This window comes from Pseudomonas sp. E141 (assembly GCF_052659885.1).
The window spans coordinates 3,444,784-3,458,628 of the sequence record NZ_CP084024.1 but is presented as its reverse complement, the minus strand read 5'-3'; the positions used below and the strand labels follow the sequence as shown (position 1 = coordinate 3,458,628).

Genomic DNA, 13,845 nt, shown 5'->3' with positions numbered 1-13,845 from the left:
GCAAGCTGATTCACCGCTTTCGCGAGCAAGCCCGCTCCACATTGGGGCGGCGGTGATGTTCGATTTTTTAATCGCCGCAAATCCCTGTGGGAGCAAGCCCGCTCTTAAAGTTGTATTTTCAGGGCCTGTAGAGATGCGCGTGCCCGGCGCGGTAGAGCGACGACTCACTGAACACATCATTACCCAGTACGCGTCCCACCAGAATCAGCGCCGTGCGTCGAAAGCCCTTGGCCTGGACCTTTTCGGCAATATCAGCCAGCGTACCCACCACCCAATCCTGGTCCGGCCATGTCGCGCGGTGAATCACGGCAATCGGGCAATCCGCGCCGTAGTGGGGCAGCAGTTCGCTGACGATTTTTTCCAGATGATTGACGCCCAAATGAATCGCCATGCTCGCCCCGTGCTGCGCCAGGCTGCCCAGTTCTTCGCCGGCGGGCATCGCGGTTTTGTCTGCGTAGCGGGTGAGGATCAGGCTTTGGGACACGTCCGGCAAGGTCAGTTCGGCGCCCAGCAGGGCGGCGCAGGCGGAGGTCGCGGTCACGCCGGGGATGATCTCGAACGGGATGTCCAGTTCCCGCAGGCACCGAATCTGCTCGCCAATGGCACCGTACAGGCTCGGGTCGCCGGAGTGTACCCTGGCCACGTCCTGGCCCTTGAAGTGAGCGGCCTTGACCAACTCGATAATCTGCTCCAGGTGCAGCTCGGCGCTGTTGACCACCTGTTCGGCGCTGTGGCCTTCCAGCACGGCTGTGGGCACCAGGGAGCCGGCGTAAATGATCAGCGCGCAGCTGCGGATCAGTCGCTGACCTTTGACAGTGATCAGTTCCGGGTCGCCAGGGCCGGCGCCAATGAAATAAACGGTCATGACCGGTTCCTAAAGGTGAGTGGGCGACCCTTTGAATGAAGATCGCTCATGATCCAGGGCGCGAATTATCGGGTTTTACGACGTCACCGCCAATGCCAGCGTGGCGCTTGGGGTCTTTTGGCGAGGAATCAACAGCGTCGCAGGTGTCGCGCCCAACCGGTCGGCCAGGGCCAGGGCAGCGCTTTCGGCGATGCCATAGCAACCGGTGCGTTCAAAAGCGATCTCGGAGCGGTGACTGAGCCGCTGCTGGTAGCTGGACAATTGCTCGGCATTGAAACAGGTCAGCGGCAACTCCAGTTGCTCGGCCAGCTCCAGCAGGCCCGGCTCGTCACGCTTGAGGTCGATACTGGCCAAGGCGCGAACCTCAGAGAGCTCGATGCCGTGTGCCCGCAAAGTCTGATCAAGCAGTTCTCGCAGCGTGCTGGCCGGGCAGCCGCGTTGACAGCCCAGGCCGACCACCAGGATCGGCCCGGTGCTCATGCGTCGTGCTGAGCCTGGTCGCCACGCCGGAACAACCATGCGCTGACCAGGCCCAAGGCCAGCCAGAACGCGACGTTGGTCACTTGCGAGGCGAGCTTGAACTGGCTTTCAAGTGCTTCGGGCGCCAGCATCGAGTGGACCTCAGGCTGCGGCGCACCGATGACATGGGGCACCAGCAAGGTCGCCACGCCCAACAGTTTGAGCAACCAATGCCTGCCGAAGACAATCAGGGCGATACCTACCGCAGTGGAGGCCGCCGTGCCGATCCACCACATCTGCCGTTGGGCCAGATCGGCCGCAGCCGTGCCGGGCAGCTCCGGTGGCAGGCCGAGGGTGGGGGCCAGGACAAACGTGGCATAACCGGCCAAACCCCAAAGCAATCCCTGGGACGTGCGAGTCGGCGCCCGCAGCGTGTACAAGCCCGCCAACATCAGGGCGAAACCCACTGCGACCACCAGATTGCCGCCGGTGGTGGAGAGCAGTCGTTGCCAACCGTCTTCCGGCTCCCACGCTTGGGCATCATGGGAGTGAACGGCCCCAGCGGCGTGCTCATGGTGCTCGGTAGCCGGTGCGCTTTCGTAGGTTTCGGCCTGCAGAATCAGCGGCGATACCCAGAAACTCTGGAGGAGGGTTAGCAGCAGGGCGGCCAGCAATCCGCTGAAACCGGCGGTTTGCGCGATACGCTTGATCATGTCGTCAGGTCTCAATGGCACGGGAATGCGGCGCTGTGGCGGGTGTCGTGGGCCGCGTTGTGCACCGCTTCGATGTGGGAGAAACCGGCGAAATAGACCAGGCCTGCACCGAGGATCGAGGCGAAAATCGCCGCGCTCAGGCGCTGGCTCAGGGTCGTGGAGCTGCTGGCGGTACGGGCGGTGCTGCTGATGGTCGACATGGCGCTTCCCTATGGTCTCTTGTCATCGGGTGAAGCGAGCGCAATGAAACCCCGGGCGCAGGCCCGCCAAGGTTCGAACAGCGCCCGCCCACCGCGGGTTTGTTGATGCATGAGTCATGGGCCGGTCTCCGGGCTCGCGAGGGGCAGGGCTTGTGCCTGGCCGACAAGCGTCACCTTCCCATACCGTGAGGCACAGTGGATCTGACGCTTCTCTCGCTTACCGTTGCGGGGGCAGCACCGGACTGACGTGGCCTTGAAGTAAAGCACACGATTCACCGGTTTCCCGTTTCACCCTGTGAAGGGCACCCGTAACTAGGCGCACAGGAGAGCATGGGCGGGGGCGGGGCGTCAATTGGCTGATACCCGTTGCGCCCATCGCGAGCAGGCTCGCTCCCACAGTTGAGCTTTGTTGAACATGAATTTTGTGATCGGCGAGATTTACTGTGGGAGCGAGCCTGCTCGCGATAGGGCCCGCAAGACACCACAGAACTCACCTGCGGACATTGACCCGCCCCCACACCCTGCGTAGCCTTGCGCCTTCGAGGTTCTTCGGCATTGGCCGAAGCTAAGAAGGGAACGCGGTCCAAGCCGCGGCTGCCCCCGCAACTGTGAACGGTGATGTTTCTGCAAGGCCACTGTGCATGCTCTTGACCAAGGGTGCACGGGAAGGCGCAGTAACTGCCAGTCGAATGACTGGCCCGCCGTCAGCCAGGAGACCTGCCTCGACACAGATTCTCACTACAACCGGGCGGGGTGATCCGGTGGCGAAATCTTCCGCGTGCACCCATGCGTGCGGATTGTCGTCCCGTTTGCCCGCCACCTTGCCAAAGGGCATCCGATGAAAACACTGGCCAAACTCCCTGTCACCATCGTCACCGGCTTCCTCGGCTCGGGTAAAACCACCTTGCTGCGGCACATGCTCGACAACGCCCAGGGCCGCCGCATCGCCGTGATCGTCAATGAGTTCGGCGAGCTGGGCATCGACGGCGAGATCCTTAAGCAGTGCTCGATCGGCTGCACCGAAGAAGAAGCCAACGGTCGCGTCTATGAACTGGCCAACGGTTGCCTGTGCTGCACCGTGCAGGAAGAGTTTTTCCCGGTGATGCGCGAGTTGGTGGCGCGGCGCGGTGACCTCGATCACATCCTTATCGAAACCTCCGGCCTGGCCCTGCCCAAACCGCTGGTCCAGGCTTTCCAGTGGCCGGAAATCCGCAGCGCCTGCACCGTCGATGCGGTCATCACCGTGGTCGACAGCCCGGCCGTGGCCGCCGGCACGTTCGCCGCGTTCCCGGACCAGGTCGATGCCCAGCGCAAGCTTGACCCCAATCTGGACCACGAATCACCGCTGCACGAGCTGTTTGCCGACCAACTGGCGAGCGCCGATCTGGTAATCCTCAACAAAGCCGACCTGATCAGCCCTGAAGACCTGGCCAAGGTGCGCCTGGAAGTGGCCGAGGAACTGCCGCCGGCGGTCAAGATCATCGAAGCCAGCAGCGGCCGCTTGCCTTTGGAAGTGTTGATCGGCCTGGGCGCCGGCTCCGAGGAGCACATCGACAGCCGCCACAGCCATCACGATCATCACCATGACGGCGACGATGACGACCATGATCATGACGCGTTCGACTCCATTTCCATCGAACTGCCCCAGGCCGACGAAAGCCTGCTGCTGGACGCGCTGACCCAGCTGGTGGTCCAGCACGGCGTGCTGCGGGTCAAGGGGTTCGCGGCCATTCCTGGCAAGCCGATGCGTTTGCTGATCCAGGGCGTGGGCACGCGCTTCGACAAACATTTCGACCGGCAGTGGGGCGCCGATGAAGCGCGGGTGACCCGTCTGGTGCTGATCGGCCAGGCGCTGGATGCCGGGCTGCTCGAAGCGCAATTGCGCGCCGCCCTCAGCGTCTAAGCCATGCACCTGCTCAGGACCCAGCCCGGCGGTTTCGTGTCGGACGACAACATTGCCGATCTCGGACAAACCCCCGCCGAGCTGGTGATCCTGTGCAGCGGCGACTCCAGCCTGGCGCTGCTGGCCGAAGCGGCGCGGCAGTTGCCGGACGACTATCCGCAGTTTCGCCTCGCCAACCCGATGCAGGTGCAAAACCACGCCTCGGTGGATCTGTATTTCGACGACGTGTTGCGTCACGCCAAGGTCATCCTGCTTTCCCTGCATGGCGGCATCGGTTATTGGCGCTACGGCATTGAACGTCTTATGGAACTGGCCGAGCGCGGGGTGAAGCTGATCCTGGTGCCGGGGGACGATCGACCCGATCCGGAACTCAGCGACCTGAGCAACGTGCCCAATGAGGATCGGGACCGGCTCTGGCAGTTCCTGCGCCAAGGCGGTTTGGGCAATGCCCTGGACCTGTTCCATAACCTGGCCAGCCAATGGTTCGGTCGCGACTATCCTTGGGGCGAACCGCAAACCCTGCCGCGCACGGCGATCTACCATCCGGAACGAACCAACGCCAGCCTGAGTGATTGGCAAAGCGACTGGCGGGCCGGGCAGCCGGTGGCGGCGGTGCTGTTTTATCGCTCCCACCTGCAAGCAGCGAACACGGCGTTCATCGACGTGTTTTGCCAGCGTCTGCAAGCGGCGGGGCTCAATCCCTTGCCCATTGCCGTGGCGAGCCTCAAGGAGCCTGCTTGCCTGGCCTTGGTTGAAGACTGGCTGGATGAGGTGGCGGCGGGGGTGATCCTCAACACCACCGGTTTCGCCCAATCGAGCCCCGAAGCGCCGCACTTGCGACCGTTTCGCCGCAACATCCCAGTGATCCAGGCGATCTGCGCCCAGGACAACGAGCCTGGCTGGCGCGCCAGTGAGCAGGGTCTGGGCCCGCGGGACCTGGCGATGCACATTGCCCTGCCGGAACTGGACGGGCGGATCATCAGTCGCCCCATCAGTTTCAAGGACCTGGCCTGGCGCAGCGAGCGCAGCCAGAGCGATGTGGTCTGCTACCGGGCCGTGCCCGAGCGCATGGATTTTGTCGCTGAGCTGGCGTGGCGCTGGACTACCCTGGCGTGCCTGCCCAACTCGCAAAAGCGTGTGGCGCTGATCCTCGCCAATTACCCGACCCGGGATGGGCGCATCGGTAACGGCGTCGGCCTGGACACCCCGGCGGCGGCAGTGAATATCCTGCGGGCCTTGCAGGCCGAGGGTTATCCGCTGCCGGCTGAACTGCCTGCGAGCGGCACCGCGCTGATCCAGCAGTTGCTCGGCGGGGTCAGCAACGACCTGGACAGTCTTGACCAGCGGCCCTGTCACCAGAGCCTGGCGCTGGATGCTTACCGGGCCATGTTCGACGCATTGCCCGAGGCCAATCGCCAGGCGGTGCTGGAGCGCTGGGGCGCGCCCGAACAGGACCCGATGTTCCGCGATGGCCGGCTGATGATTGCTGGCGTGCGCCTGGGCCTGACGTTCGTCGGCATCCAGCCGGCTCGAGGCTATCAGGTCGATCCGAGCGCCGTGTACCACGACCCGGACCTGGTGCCGCCCCACGGCTACCTGGCGTTTTATTTCTGGCTGCGCAACACCTACGGGGTCCACGCGCTGATTCATGTCGGCAAGCACGGCAATCTCGAATGGCTGCCGGGCAAGGGCGTCGGGCTGTCGGAAAACTGCTGGCCGGATGCGCTGCTGGGACCGTTGCCGAACATCTATCCGTTCATCGTCAATGACCCGGGCGAGGGCGCCCAGGCCAAGCGTCGCACCCAGGCCGTGATTATCGATCACTTGATGCCGCCGCTGACCCGGGCCGAAACCTATGGGCCGCTGCGTAACCTCGAGCTGTTGGCTGACGAATACTACGAAGCGCAACTGCTCGACCCACGCCGCGCCCGGGAACTGCAGCGAGACATTCTGAATCTGGTGCGCGAAACCCACATCGACCGCGAGTTGCAACTGGACGGCGACGCTGACGTGGCAGTCTGGCTGCCGCGCCTGGACACTTACCTGTGCGATCTGAAGGAGTCGCAGATCCGCGACGGCCTGCACATTTTTGGCGAGTCGCCCACACAACGGTTGCGCATCGACACCTTGCTGGCGTTGCTGCGCATTCCCCGGGGGGATGGCAAGGGCGCGCAGTCGAGTTTGCTGCGGGCGCTGGCCAAGGCCTTTGCGCTGGGTTTCGATCCGCTGGATTGTGCGCTGGCCGAACCCTGGACCGGCGCGTGTCCCGAAGCCTTGGGTCGGCTCAGCGCCGAACCTTGGCGGACCGCTGGCGATACTCGTGAACGTTTGGAATTGTTCGCCGGGCAATTGATCGAGCAGGCCCTGGAGGGCGTGGTCGCGCAACTTGAGGCGCCGGGTTGGGAAACGGTGAACAGCATTATTGAAAACCTGCGCGGCGTCGTGGCTCCGCGTCTGGACGCTTGCGGCCCGGCGGAAATGCGCGGTTTGCTCGATGCCTTGAGCGGGCGCTTCGTGCCGGCCGGCCCCAGCGGTGCGCCCAGTCGCGGCCGCCTGGATGTGCTGCCCACCGGGCGCAACTTCTTCTCGGTGGACGTGCGCAACCTGCCGACTACCACAGCGTGGCGCATCGGTTTTCAGTCGGCGTCCCTGATCCTTGAGCGGCACTTGCAGGACCACGGCGATCACCTGCGTCAATTGGGGCTTTCGGTGTGGGGCACCGCCACCATGCGCACCGGCGGTGACGACATTGCCCAGGCCATGGCGTTGATGGGCGTGCGTCCGGTGTGGGCCACGGGCAGCCAACGAGTCGACGATTTCGAGATCTTGCCGTTGAGTCTGCTGGACCGGCCTCGGGTCGATGTCACGCTGCGGGTCTCCGGGTTCTTCCGGGACGCCTTTGCCAATCTGATCCGCCTGTTCGATGCAGCGGTGCAGGCCGTCGCCGCCCTCGACGAACCGGACGACATGAACCCCTTGGCGGCGAAGGTGCGCAGCGAGCGCCAGGCCCTGTTGGAATCGGGCCTTGAACCCGAGGTCGCGGCCCGTCAGGCCGGGTGGCGGATCTTCGGCGCCAAGCCTGGCGCCTACGGCGCGGGTGTGCAGGGCGCCATCGACGGCCGCCTGTGGCAGAGCCGCGAAGACCTGGCGCAGGTCTACCTGAATTGGGGTGGCTACGCCTACGGCGCCGGCGATGAAGGCACTGCCGCCCGGGAGCAGTTCTCCCGGCGCCTTAGCCAGGTGCAGGCGGTGTTGCAGAACCAGGACAACCGCGAACACGACCTGCTCGATTCCAACGATTACTACCAATTCCAGGGCGGCATGCTGGCGGCGGTGGAGACGCTTGGCGGCGCAACGGCGGCCAGTTACCACGGCGACCACAGCCAGCCGGACTTGCCCAAGATCCGCACGTTGAAAGAAGAGCTCAACCGCGTCATTCGTTCCCGGGCGGCCAATCCGAAGTGGATCGACGGGATCAAGCGCCACGGCTATAAAGGTGCGTTTGAACTGGCGGCGACGGTGGACAACCTGTTCGCCTTCGACGCCACCACGCAGTTGATCGACGATCACCAGTACGCCTTGCTGGCCGAGGCTTATCTGCTCGACCCCGATACCCGCGATTTCGTTCGCCAGCACAACCCCGATGCCTTGCGCGACATGACCGAGCGCATGCTCGAAGCGCAGCAGCGCGGAATGTGGCAGGAGCCCGGGGAGTATCGAGAGGCGCTGGAGAACTTGTTGTTGGACATAGAAGAAGACAGCTGACCTGCCCATTCGACGGGCTATACACAACCCCTGTGATGGGTTGACCTGTGGCGAGGGGATTTATCCCCGCTGGGTTGCGAAGCGACCCTCTTGTCCACATTGGGAGGCCTGCTTTGCAGTCCAACGGGGATAAATCCCCTCGCCACAAGTACTCTGTTCACATCGACGTTACCGACCACCTTTGAGAATTAGATATGACCGACACCCCTCATTTCCCGCTCTGCGCCGTGGTCGGGGCCGATGACCTGAAACTTGCCCTGTGCCTGGCTGCGATCGATCCGAAAATCGGCGGTGTGCTCATCGAAGGCCCACGGGGCATGGCGAAGTCTACGCTGGCCCGGGGGCTGGCGGACCTGTTGGCCAGCGGTCAGTTCGTCACCTTGCCTTTGGGCGCCACTGAAGAGCGGCTGGTGGGCACCCTGGATCTGGACGCGGCCCTGGGGGAGGGGCGCGCGCAGTTCTCTCCCGGCGTTTTGGCCAAGGCCGACGCCGGGGTGTTGTATGTCGATGAAGTGAACCTGCTGCCCGACCACCTGGTGGACCTGTTGCTGGACGTGGCTGCCAGCGGCACCAACCTGATCGAGCGTGACGGCATCTCACACCGGCATCCGGCACGTTTTGTATTGATCGGTACCATGAACCCGGAAGAGGGTGAATTGCGTCCGCAGTTGCTCGACCGTTTCGGCCTGAACGTGGCCCTGGACGGCCATACCGCACCGCTTGAGCGCGGGCAGATTATTCGTCGGCGGCTGGATTTCGACAGCGATCCGGCGGCGTTCTGCGCAGAGTGGGAACCGACCCAGCAGCAGTTGCGCGAACGCTGCCAACAGGCTCGCGACCGGTTGATGCAGATTCCTCTGGATGACCAGGCGCTGGCGCAGATCACCGAGCGTTGTTTTGCCGCTGGGGTCGATGGCTTGCGCGCGGACCTGGTCTGGCTGCGGGCCGCCCGGGCCCATGCTGCGTGGCGCGGGGCGGATGCCATTGCCGTTGAGGACATTGATGCGGTCGCCGAGTTTGCATTGCGTCATCGCAGGCGCGAGCCTTCGGCCCCTGCGCCGTCCCAGGCGCCGCCAGCCACCGCCGATCAAACCGCCAGGCCTGACGAAGGCCAGGGCCAGTGGGGTGACCTGCCGGCCCGGGCATTGCCCACCGGCACTCGGCGTGACGTGCCGAGCTGGCCAAAAAAGCCCTAGGCATTCGCCCCCGTTCGCCCGCGGGGGTGAATGCCAGACCCCGTGCGGGACGGTTGGACCAGGGGCGCCAGGGCCGCAGCAAAGCGGCGGCCAGCGGGGCGGTGAACTGGCCAGGCACCTTGCTCGCTGGCCGTCCACGCCTGCGTGAAGACCTGCGTTTTCAGCAACGCCATCGTTCGCCCCATGAACTGTGGCTGGTCATCGTCGACGCCTCGGCCTCGACTCGTCGTCATCAAGCCTTGAGCGATGGCAAAGGCCTGCTGGCGCAACTGTTCGATGACGCCTACCGCCAGCGCGCCCGGCTGGCCTTGCTGACGGCCAGCGGCAGCGCACCAGCCTGGCAGGTGCAAGGGCTCAAGGCCTCGGCGGGGCTACGGGACTGGCTCGACGGCCTGGGCGCCGGCGGCGGCACGCCGTTGCTGGCGGCGCTGAACGAGGCCGGACGCTGGTTGACGGCCCGGCGCAAGCGCTACCCGACCGAGCAACAGCGGGTGTTGCTGATGACCGACGGGCGAGTCAAACAGCAGCTGACACTGCCGCCCCTTGATTGCCCAAGCCTGTTGATCGACATCGAACGCGGACCAATTCGCCTGGGCCGGGCCCGGCAATTGGCGGGGCAGTTGGGGGCGCAGTATCGGCATATTGATGAAGGACTACCGGGCTCGGATGTTCGCTGACTGACATGGCCTCATCGCGAGCAGGCTCGCTCCCACATTTAACACTCGATCGATGAATCCCCTGTGGGAGCGAGCCTGCTCGCGATAGCATCGCCCCGGTGTCAGATCCGCACGCTCAATAAGCATCGCTGTTCTATGCTCAGCCAGACCTCACAGGAGTGAACCATGCGCGTACTCGTCACCAACGCCCAGGACGATTTTCGGGTCAAGGCCTACGCTGGCACCAACGGTGTATTGCTCGCCATGGACCTGGCCGAACCCCGGCGCAAGGGCTTGCTCGGCTTTGCCATCGAGAAGCAGCACGGCGCCAAGCCCTGGCTGTTCCTGTTCAACAGCCTGACCTTCCCCGACAAGGTGCACACGTTCCCGCAATTTCGCGCTACGCCGAGCGATAAAGCACCGTTGCAGAAATTTCGCTGGGCCGACTACGCCATCAACCCAGGCGTGGCAATTCACTACCGTGTGCACCTGGCCTATGGCAGCCCTGACGCGCCGCAACTGGGGGAATCACTTGAGGTGTCAGTGACCAGTGACGATGGCCAGCCAAGCAACCAGGGGGTCATCTTCAATCGTGCCGTGGCCGCGAGCCAGGCCTTCCAGCGCAAATTTCCCGAGCTGGATGCGCTGATCGACGCCAACAAAAACCTGTCCATCGATGCTTGGCCCGACGCGCCGCGCCGCTGGCTGGAAAACGGTTTGCTAGGGCGCTTGACCGGTTTTATCGACCGGGCCCTGAACGCCAGTTGGGCCCTGGACGTCGCCATCTATGAATATGAACTGCCAGTGATCGTCGAGGCTGTGAACGCCGCTTTCGCACGGGGGGCGCGGGTACGGGTGCTGTACCACGCTGAGCCGGGAGACGACGGCACACTGCGCAACGAAGCCAGCCTGGCAACATTGCCGGCGGCCAACAAGCGCGGGCGCGTCACGCACAATATTTTCCACGACAAGTTCATCGTGCTGAGCAAGGTCGACGACACCGGTTCATTTCACCCCGAGGCCGTGCTGTGCGGCAGCACCAATTTCACTGCCAACGGCGTCTACCGCCAGGCCAACGTTATTCATGTGCTGGACGACGCGCGGGTCAGCAACAGCTATCGCCAGGTGTTCGAGCAGATCTGGGCCGCACCCGAGGACGTCGGGGCCACGCGGCAGTGGATCAACCGGAACAACCCCATGGTCCCCGAGGAGCCATTGTTCACCGGGTTCTCGCCGCGTACGGGAGAGGGCGACCTGGATCGCTTCGTCGATATCATCAATGGCGCTCGCAAGGACCTGCTGTTCGTCACGGCCTTCGCCTTGCCCGACCGGATCCTCGATGCCTTGCTCGGTCAACCCAACGACGACGTGCTGCGTTACGGCCTGCAGAACACCACCAGCCGCATCACTGGCTTTCATGCCGACCGCACCGCCGAATTCGCCGCCACCGCGCTGCTCAATACCGGCCTGGAGGGCTGGCTCAGGGAAAACATGAAAGGCCAGAAAGGCAATCTGCTGGTGCACACCAAAGCCGTCGTCACCGACTTCACCAGCGACACGCCGACCATCATCAGCGGCAGCCACAACCTGAGTGCCGCGGCCAGCAGCGGCAACGACGAGAACTACCTGATCATTCAGGGCGACACCGACCTGGCCGACCGCTACGGGCTTGAGCTGCTGCGCTTCTACGAGCATTACCGCTTTCGCTATTTCGCGAAAAAACTGGCGCTCAAGCAGGTCAAGCCGCTGGCGGTGGATGACAGCTGGACGGACGATTATTACCGCGACGGGGATTTGCGGATGTTGTCCAGAGTGAGGTTTTGCGGACGCTGAACTGTGGTAAGAGGTGTTTTAGAGTGCTATTTTTAGCGCCATTAAGAGTGCTCAAGGACTCACCTCATGACACATATTGTACTTTCTCAAGTTGTAGCCAGCATTTCCGAACTCAAGAAAAATCCGATGGGCACTGTTGCTGCCGGTGGAGGATTATCCGTAGCAATCCTCAACCGCAATGAGCCGGCATTTTATTGCGTCCCCGCTCGAGAATATGAAGCCATGATGGATCGGCTTGAAGATCTGGAGCTGGTTGCTCTTTGCCGCGAGCGTGAAAATGATCCAACGATAAAGGTTTCTCTTGATGACCTATGAGTTGGAATTTTCTGATAAAGCCTGGAAGGAATGGCAAAAACTGGGTGCAACACTCAAAGAGCAATTCAAGAAAAAGCTCGAGGAGCGACTGGTGAATCCGCATGTCCAGGCAGACCGTCTGCATGGGCTGGGCAACGCCTATAAAATCAAGTTACGTAGCGCCGGCTATCGATTGGTTTACCGAGTGGTAGATGATTTGCTAGTTGTTACAGTGATTGCGGTTGGTAAGCGCGAGCGCGGTCAGGTTTATGACGAGGCGGCCAAGCGGTAGGCGCCCGGCTTTCCTCGCCGCAACCTTTGGAGTCCCCGTGCCCGAGAGACCAGGCACAAGGTTCGCAGTTGCTCGTGCAACCAGTGCAAGTCACGGCGAGGCGAACGACGCGGCCGTCTGGGTTTGGTTCGGCCGATGTGTTCGGCAAAGTTCTGGGTCAGCGAGGCCTGATCACCGACGCCCTTGAGCTTGCGGCGTAACTTCCCATCCTTATAAAACAGCACCGTGGGTGTCCCGGTAACATCCGGGTGTCGGGGCGATTCGCTGGTACTCAATTTGTAGATCACCGCCCGATCCTTGAATGTCTCGGCAACGCTGCAAAACAGCGGCTCGGCCCAGCTACAGGCGTAGCAGTAGGGGTGGCCGAAATAGAAGACTACCGGGCGCCAGGTCTTGAGAGCCGTGCGGTAGTCCTTCGATGAGGCGATGTGGGTGATGAACGAACTCATGGCGGGTTTCCCTTCATCGATAGGGTGTTTGCAACCATAAGCAACACGGCCGGGCATCGCTACTGTCAGAGTTGACAGTTGAACGGCTCCCTTTTGGTGCGCAAAAGCCTCGCTTGCTCCCTGTCTGGGGCCTTGCTACCCGAGGCTGTAGCCAACAGTAGCAGTCCCTGCGCAGATGCCCGCGTTCCTATTGAAACGTCTGGGCGTGCCATCCTTTTGATTTCATTGGTTTTCCATTTTCCTTATCCATACACCGCATGCCTGTGGCACACTTTCTGCTGTCTATTCCGTTGTTACATACTAAGTTCCGGTATAGCGGAATAAACTGACTCAGGAGTGCTTGCCATGCATCGCCGACCTTCCTTGTTCAAAGCGTGTGTTTTTATCTTCGCGGCCACGACGGCTGCCATGGGTGTCGCTCAGGCGGCGGACAGCAAGCTCGATAGCGTGCTGCAGCGCGGGAAATTGATCGTGGGCACGGGCAGCACCAATGCGCCGTGGCACTTCCAGGGAGCGGATGGCAAGTTGCAGGGTTTTGATATCGACATCGCACGGATGGTGGCCAAGGGTCTGTTCAATGACCCGGAGAAAGTCGAGTTTGTGGTGCAGTCGTCCGATGCACGCATTCCGAACCTGTTGACCGACAAGGTCGACATGAGCTGCCAGTTCATCACCGTCACCGCCAGTCGTGCCCAGCAAGTGGCGTTCACCCTGCCGTATTACCGCGAAGGCGTGGGCCTGCTGCTGCCGGCCAACAGCAAGTACAAGGAAATCGAAGACCTCAAGGCCGCCGGCGATGACGTCACCGTGGCTGTGCTGCAGAACGTCTACGCCGAGGAATTGGTGCACCAGGCGCTGCCCAAGGCCAAGGTCGACCAGTACGACAGTGTTGATCTGATGTATCAGGCGGTGAACTCCGGCCGTGCCGATGCCGCTGCCACCGACCAGTCTTCGGTCAAGTACCTGATGGTGCAGAACCCTGGTCGCTATCGCAGCCCGGCCTACGCCTGGAGCCCGCAAACCTATGCCTGCGCGGTCAAGCGCGGCGACCAGGACTGGCTGAACTTCGTCAACACCACCTTGCATGAAGCCATGACCGGCGTGGAATTCCCCACCTATGCGGCATCGTTCAAGCAATGGTTCGGCGTCGAGCTGCCGTCGCCGGCCATCGGTTTCCCCGTCGAATTCAAATGATCCCGTGAGCCCGGGGCGCCGCTTGA

13 protein-coding genes and 2 riboswitches are annotated in these 13,845 nt (G+C 62.7%); of the genes, 8 read left to right on the top strand and 5 right to left on the bottom strand.

Translation table 11 applies throughout. The annotated features are described in order from the left end of the window. Positions 1-118 precede the first annotated feature (118 nt). The 4 genes from cobM to GKKCFE_RS15350 all read right to left on the bottom strand — a co-directional run bounded on the left by cobM (position 119) and on the right by GKKCFE_RS15350 (position 2,237). The gene (gene cobM, locus GKKCFE_RS15365) at positions 119-865 is read right to left on the bottom strand and encodes a precorrin-4 C(11)-methyltransferase (RefSeq protein ID WP_316911924.1); all 747 of its coding nucleotides are present in this window, start codon (positions 863-865) and stop codon (positions 119-121) included. A gap of 75 nt (positions 866-940) precedes the next feature. Further along, a complete protein-coding gene (locus GKKCFE_RS15360; protein ID WP_076384038.1) occupies positions 941-1,345 on the bottom strand; it encodes a cobalamin biosynthesis protein in 405 nt (134 codons plus the stop codon). Next, positions 1,342-2,037 (bottom strand): CbtA family protein, encoded by a 696-nt coding sequence (locus tag GKKCFE_RS15355; RefSeq protein WP_047227827.1) that lies wholly within the window; start codon positions 2,035-2,037, stop codon positions 1,342-1,344. The genes GKKCFE_RS15360 and GKKCFE_RS15355 overlap by 4 nt, the downstream gene beginning before the upstream one ends. 11 nt (positions 2,038-2,048) lie before the next feature. Next, positions 2,049-2,237 carry a CbtB domain-containing protein gene (locus GKKCFE_RS15350; protein WP_047227828.1) on the bottom strand — a complete coding sequence of 63 codons (189 nt, stop codon included), beginning with the start codon at positions 2,235-2,237 and terminating at the stop codon, positions 2,049-2,051. A 102-nt stretch (positions 2,238-2,339) separates the two neighbouring features. After that, positions 2,340-2,562: riboswitch (cobalamin riboswitch) on the bottom strand. Between the two features lie 200 nt (positions 2,563-2,762). After that, positions 2,763-2,976, top strand: a riboswitch (cobalamin riboswitch). A gap of 99 nt (positions 2,977-3,075) precedes the next feature. Here GKKCFE_RS15350 and cobW point away from each other — a divergent pair. From cobW to GKKCFE_RS15315, 7 genes are all read left to right on the top strand, one after another. Beyond that, a complete protein-coding gene (gene cobW, locus GKKCFE_RS15345) occupies positions 3,076-4,140 on the top strand; it encodes a cobalamin biosynthesis protein CobW (protein WP_445576779.1) in 1,065 nt (354 codons plus the stop codon). A gap of 3 nt (positions 4,141-4,143) precedes the next feature. Next, the gene (gene cobN, locus GKKCFE_RS15340; RefSeq protein WP_445576778.1) at positions 4,144-7,905 is read left to right on the top strand and encodes a cobaltochelatase subunit CobN; all 3,762 of its coding nucleotides are present in this window, start codon (positions 4,144-4,146) and stop codon (positions 7,903-7,905) included. Positions 7,906-8,099: 194 nt separating this feature from the next. Next, positions 8,100-9,101, top strand: coding sequence for an ATP-binding protein (locus GKKCFE_RS15335; protein ID WP_047227831.1), 1,002 nt, complete (start codon positions 8,100-8,102; stop codon positions 9,099-9,101). A gap of 53 nt (positions 9,102-9,154) precedes the next feature. After that, positions 9,155-9,778 (top strand): vWA domain-containing protein, encoded by a 624-nt coding sequence (locus GKKCFE_RS15330; RefSeq protein WP_370695202.1) that lies wholly within the window; start codon positions 9,155-9,157, stop codon positions 9,776-9,778. A gap of 165 nt (positions 9,779-9,943) precedes the next feature. Beyond that, positions 9,944-11,590: a phospholipase D-like domain-containing protein gene (locus tag GKKCFE_RS15325; protein WP_445576777.1), complete on the top strand. Its 1,647-nt coding sequence runs from the start codon at positions 9,944-9,946 to the stop codon at positions 11,588-11,590. 66 nt (positions 11,591-11,656) lie between these two features. Next, entirely contained in the window at positions 11,657-11,905 is a 249-nt protein-coding gene (locus GKKCFE_RS15320; protein WP_107322657.1) for a type II toxin-antitoxin system Phd/YefM family antitoxin, read from the top strand. Further along, the gene (locus GKKCFE_RS15315; RefSeq protein WP_053121508.1) at positions 11,895-12,176 is read left to right on the top strand and encodes a type II toxin-antitoxin system RelE family toxin; all 282 of its coding nucleotides are present in this window, start codon (positions 11,895-11,897) and stop codon (positions 12,174-12,176) included. Before GKKCFE_RS15320 ends, GKKCFE_RS15315 begins: the two co-directional genes overlap by 11 nt. Here GKKCFE_RS15315 and GKKCFE_RS15310 read toward each other — a convergent pair. Then, positions 12,152-12,625, bottom strand: a complete 474-nt coding sequence (locus GKKCFE_RS15310) for a thioredoxin family protein (RefSeq protein ID WP_139049656.1) — start codon at positions 12,623-12,625, stop codon at positions 12,152-12,154. The two genes, GKKCFE_RS15315 and GKKCFE_RS15310, sit on opposite strands and share 25 nt — an antisense overlap. A 345-nt stretch (positions 12,626-12,970) precedes the next feature. On the opposite strand from GKKCFE_RS15310, the gene GKKCFE_RS15305 reads away from it, so the two are divergent. Next, entirely contained in the window at positions 12,971-13,819 is an 849-nt protein-coding gene (locus GKKCFE_RS15305) for a transporter substrate-binding domain-containing protein (protein WP_047227834.1), read from the top strand. The last annotated feature ends 26 nt before the right edge of the window (positions 13,820-13,845 follow it).